The sequence below is a fragment of the Okeania sp. SIO2B9 genome, assembly GCF_010672505.1.
GTDB classification, from domain to species: domain Bacteria; phylum Cyanobacteriota; class Cyanobacteriia; order Cyanobacteriales; family Microcoleaceae; genus Okeania; species Okeania hirsuta.
Genome location: NZ_JAAHGK010000802.1, coordinates 1 through 3,648, shown reverse-complemented (window position 1 = coordinate 3,648; position 3,648 = coordinate 1). Strand labels below are relative to the sequence as shown.

3 protein-coding genes and 1 pseudogene are annotated in these 3,648 nt (G+C 33.1%); all 4 read right to left on the bottom strand.

The features are described 5' to 3' along the window. Positions 1 to 662 (bottom strand): hypothetical protein (locus tag F6K13_RS23620; RefSeq protein ID WP_287288572.1); only part of this gene is annotated, 662 nt, incomplete at its 3' end. Positions 663 to 913: 251 nt separating this feature from the next. Then, positions 914 to 1,078 carry a hypothetical protein gene (locus F6K13_RS23615; RefSeq protein WP_353735705.1) on the bottom strand — a complete coding sequence of 55 codons (165 nt, stop codon included), beginning with the start codon at positions 1,076 to 1,078 and terminating at the stop codon, positions 914 to 916. Between the two features lie 70 nt (positions 1,079 to 1,148). Next, complete coding sequence (locus tag F6K13_RS23610; RefSeq protein ID WP_287288570.1) at positions 1,149 to 2,270, bottom strand: hypothetical protein; 1,122 nt, start codon at positions 2,268 to 2,270, stop codon at positions 1,149 to 1,151. Positions 2,271 to 2,342: 72 nt separating this feature from the next. Then, a pseudogene (locus tag F6K13_RS23605) lies at positions 2,343 to 3,648 on the bottom strand (hypothetical protein); the annotation flags it as partial.

Genomic DNA, 3,648 nt, shown 5'->3' with positions numbered 1-3,648 from the left:
TGAGGAAAATTTACAGTGTATTCTATCCATTTATCATCTTTTATATAATCTGTTCTTTGTATTCCTGGAATCTGCACCGAAGCATCTATACCAAATAATAATAATGTGTCATGTTTTACTCTATAATTAATTAGTAAATTAGGTGTTCGTTGCTCAAATTTGCTAACTTGTTGAGTCGATTTTAAAATTCGATTAGAGATACCAAAAAACCAAGGGTGTAAATTATTCGGATGTTGAACAAAATTATTACAACCCGTTCTTAAAACAAGATCAAAATTTCTCATCAAAGTAGGATTTAGGTCATATAATAGGAGACTATGACCATCTGTATCGTCTAAATAAACAGTTATATATTTTCTTTTCTGATCGAACAAACCTTCAGGTATCTTTTGATGATTTTCAAACCAGTGATTGCTTAAAACTACAACTGAACAATCCCAATGATTGACACTAGAGTCATAATTAAAAAGATATGATTCTGAATCTAATCCGGTTTTCCAATAATTGAAATTAGCATAAAATGGAATTCTTAAAACTTTTAACCCATCAGCGATATTAATCATTAAATGCTCATAAGCTCGTTCATGGCATAGATAAAAATAAACTGAACCAGAAAAACTGGTTTGACTATCCAATTTTTCAGTAGCTATACTGGTTGTCATAATCAATTTTTATTTTGATTTTTAGTTGTCTAGTTGAATAATGCAATTTTCTCAGCTTTAGCTTGAACGTTCACGGTAGTGATGCGCAGCATTATCGCTTCCTTATTCTCATGTTCCAATTTATCTTGAATCCAGTTGAATAGTCGTCATTGCGACGATAGGAAGCAATCTCAGGGGTGCGCGGAGATTGCTTCCTTCCACTCCGTTCCAGTCGCAATGACGCAAGCTATAGTAATTATCCGGATTTTATATTACACCTCTAAATCTGACTCCATTAACAAGTTCATTGCTATGCTAGATAAAATCAAATCTGCATCTTCAGCAGAAATATTGCTGTTATTTATTAATAAAGTCATCTTAGCTCTATCTGGATGAGCTACCAGACTTTTAATTACCTCTTGTAATTCTAATCCCACGGTTTCTTCTGGTTGCGACCAATCTGGGGTATTGCTAATACTAAATCAAAATAAAATGTTTTTCTCGAAACTAAGAAATATCTTCTACAGCATCAATCAAATTTTCTATCGTGCCAAATTCTTCTCCTAAGACAATATCTAAAAAGCGACAAGCTACAGGTACAGAACCATAATTTTCTAAAGCCCATCTTTGACCTTCTAATCCAATCTGAGCCATTAGTTCTGGTTCGTCGATAATTCTTTGCGCTGCTTCTTGGGGATTGGCTAAATCTATTCCTACATAATGTTTCCAGTTAACAGGTTTTATAGGTAATAAAAAACCATATTTATCAAAGTCTAAATGAATCGAAACACAGCCGGCCGCCAGGGATTCCCAAAATCTCCAGCTATCCCATCTAGCTATAGCTGGTTTTTGTCCTAAATTAGAATTTTCTAACAGCTTTTCATCTAAATCTGCGTAATAAAAATTGCCTCCATAAGCGCAGCAAAACATAGAGTTTTTTAAGGAATCAAACCATTTTGGTATGTGATGAGTCCGGAATTGAGACCAATATAAGTAATCGAAATCATTTAATGAAACATTATTGCCTATTTCTGTAATTGGATTTTGATTAATATCAATTTTATCTTGTAGATGAGAAATAAAACAGAAATTCATTGCTACTCTAACACTTTGGCTTAAAGAACTTCTAAATACCGCTAAAACTTGTCGCTTTCTTTCGGAAAATAATTTACTATTTTCCGTAGCAATTCTTATCCTTTCAGAAATGCCAAATGCCCAGGGAATATATTGGCTTGGATACTTCCTAAATTTGTGCATATGCACGCGAATTACGGCTGTTAATCTCTCTGTTCTACCAGTTAATACATGATCGCTATCATTGGGATCTATTATAACTAAAATCACTTCTTCATTGAGTTCGCAAAATAAATCAAATAAAGGGTGGTTATTTGTCATTTCTATGAAATAAATATCGGCCACTACGATTGCACAATTGTTAGGATGTAATTGGCGATCGTTTTTAAACAAATATTCTTGATTTTTCAAGTCGATTAACCAACAATCTATGTTAGAAAAAATAGGAATTCCTAGTTTTTTCAAACCTTCTGCTATACAAATTGATATATGAGAGCATTTTTTAACTGGTGAAAAGATAAAGTAAACACCTTTTTCGACAATTTCAGTTATCATAATATTAATAAATTATCCTGTAATAACTTTAGCTTTCTATGCGGAGCAAAATCTAACCTAGAGTTATGATAATTAATTATCCGATGCTAAATATTCTTGAAATACCTTTTGAAATAAATATCCCATTTGAGTAGAATAGTAGTGACTATCCAAAAACTGGGGATTAGTCTGCATTTTTGTCTCTATTCTGTCGCGATAAACTGTTCGTAAATCAGAATTATTTCCCAAATTAACTGCTAATTGAATATAAGCATCTTCACTATCTGCAATTAATTCTGGTATCTCAAGATAGCGCAATAAAGACGCTCCCCTCCGAGAGCGAGCAGATTCTTTTTGCATAACAACAGTAGGTAAACAAACCTGCAATGGATCGATTAATGAAGTCATTCCAGAAAATGGATAAGCATCTAAATAGATATTTGCCAACTTCAAACATTCTTTAATATCAGCACGATTTGGTAAAGCATTGAGCAAAAATAGTCGTTTTTCACTAACTCCATACTTACTTAAAGTAGCAAAAAATCGCTCTTGAAAAGCTTCAATTGGATAATTTGGCGCCCAATTAGGATTAAACGGATATAACAGGAGCATAGAGTTAGGAACTTGAGCAATTATTTGCACCCAAGTTGCTTCTACTTCTGGGATGATTTTATAAAAATTAGCACCTGATATATAAACTACTGTATTCTCATCAATATTTAGTTCTTTCCTGCTAATAGTTGTTGTTACCGATAATTCCTCTTCAGTAGCAAAATCAAAACATTGATCTGGTCCATCCAAAGTCACTAATTTTTCTGTGTAATGTTCTTTAGCATTAGTTTCTGAATCAGTAAGTTTGCTTGAAATATAGCAATCAATATGACGCATCCCCGTAGTAACAGGGGAATTCATTCCCACAATTTGTATTCGTGCTAAACGATGGGATGCTAGTAAAGTTATGGCATTAGTTTGGGAAGTAATATTAGTAGAAATGAACAGAATATCTAAGTCATCGTTACGAATAGCTTTTACTTGAAGTTCGAGGTCTTCTGGCAATTCAATTGCTGCATCCGCATGGTCGAAACAATATCTTTCCAGAGGATGACCACTTGCTTGTAAATAATAGAGAATAATTTCAAATTCTTCTCTGTTTAAGTGTTTATATACAGGTAAAGTGGCAAAAGTTTCTGGATGAGGTTCAAAATTATTGGCAATAATTCCCAGACGAATCTTCTGGCGATCGCCTGTTCTTTCTGGAAAGTTGTAATCTACTTGATACCCTTCAATTTTTAAGGCAAATTCGATAATTTCTGCACGTTTTTGATAAATTTCTTTTAAATTTTCTTGACTGAAATACAGAAATAATTTTGCTTTGAGAGTAAACCATTTAGCTATTTGA

Coding starts and splice junctions, on each gene's coding strand:
- F6K13_RS23610 (WP_287288570.1), bottom strand. CDS start 2,270: ATGATAACTGAAATTGTCGAAAAAGGTGTTTACTTTATCTTTTCACCA.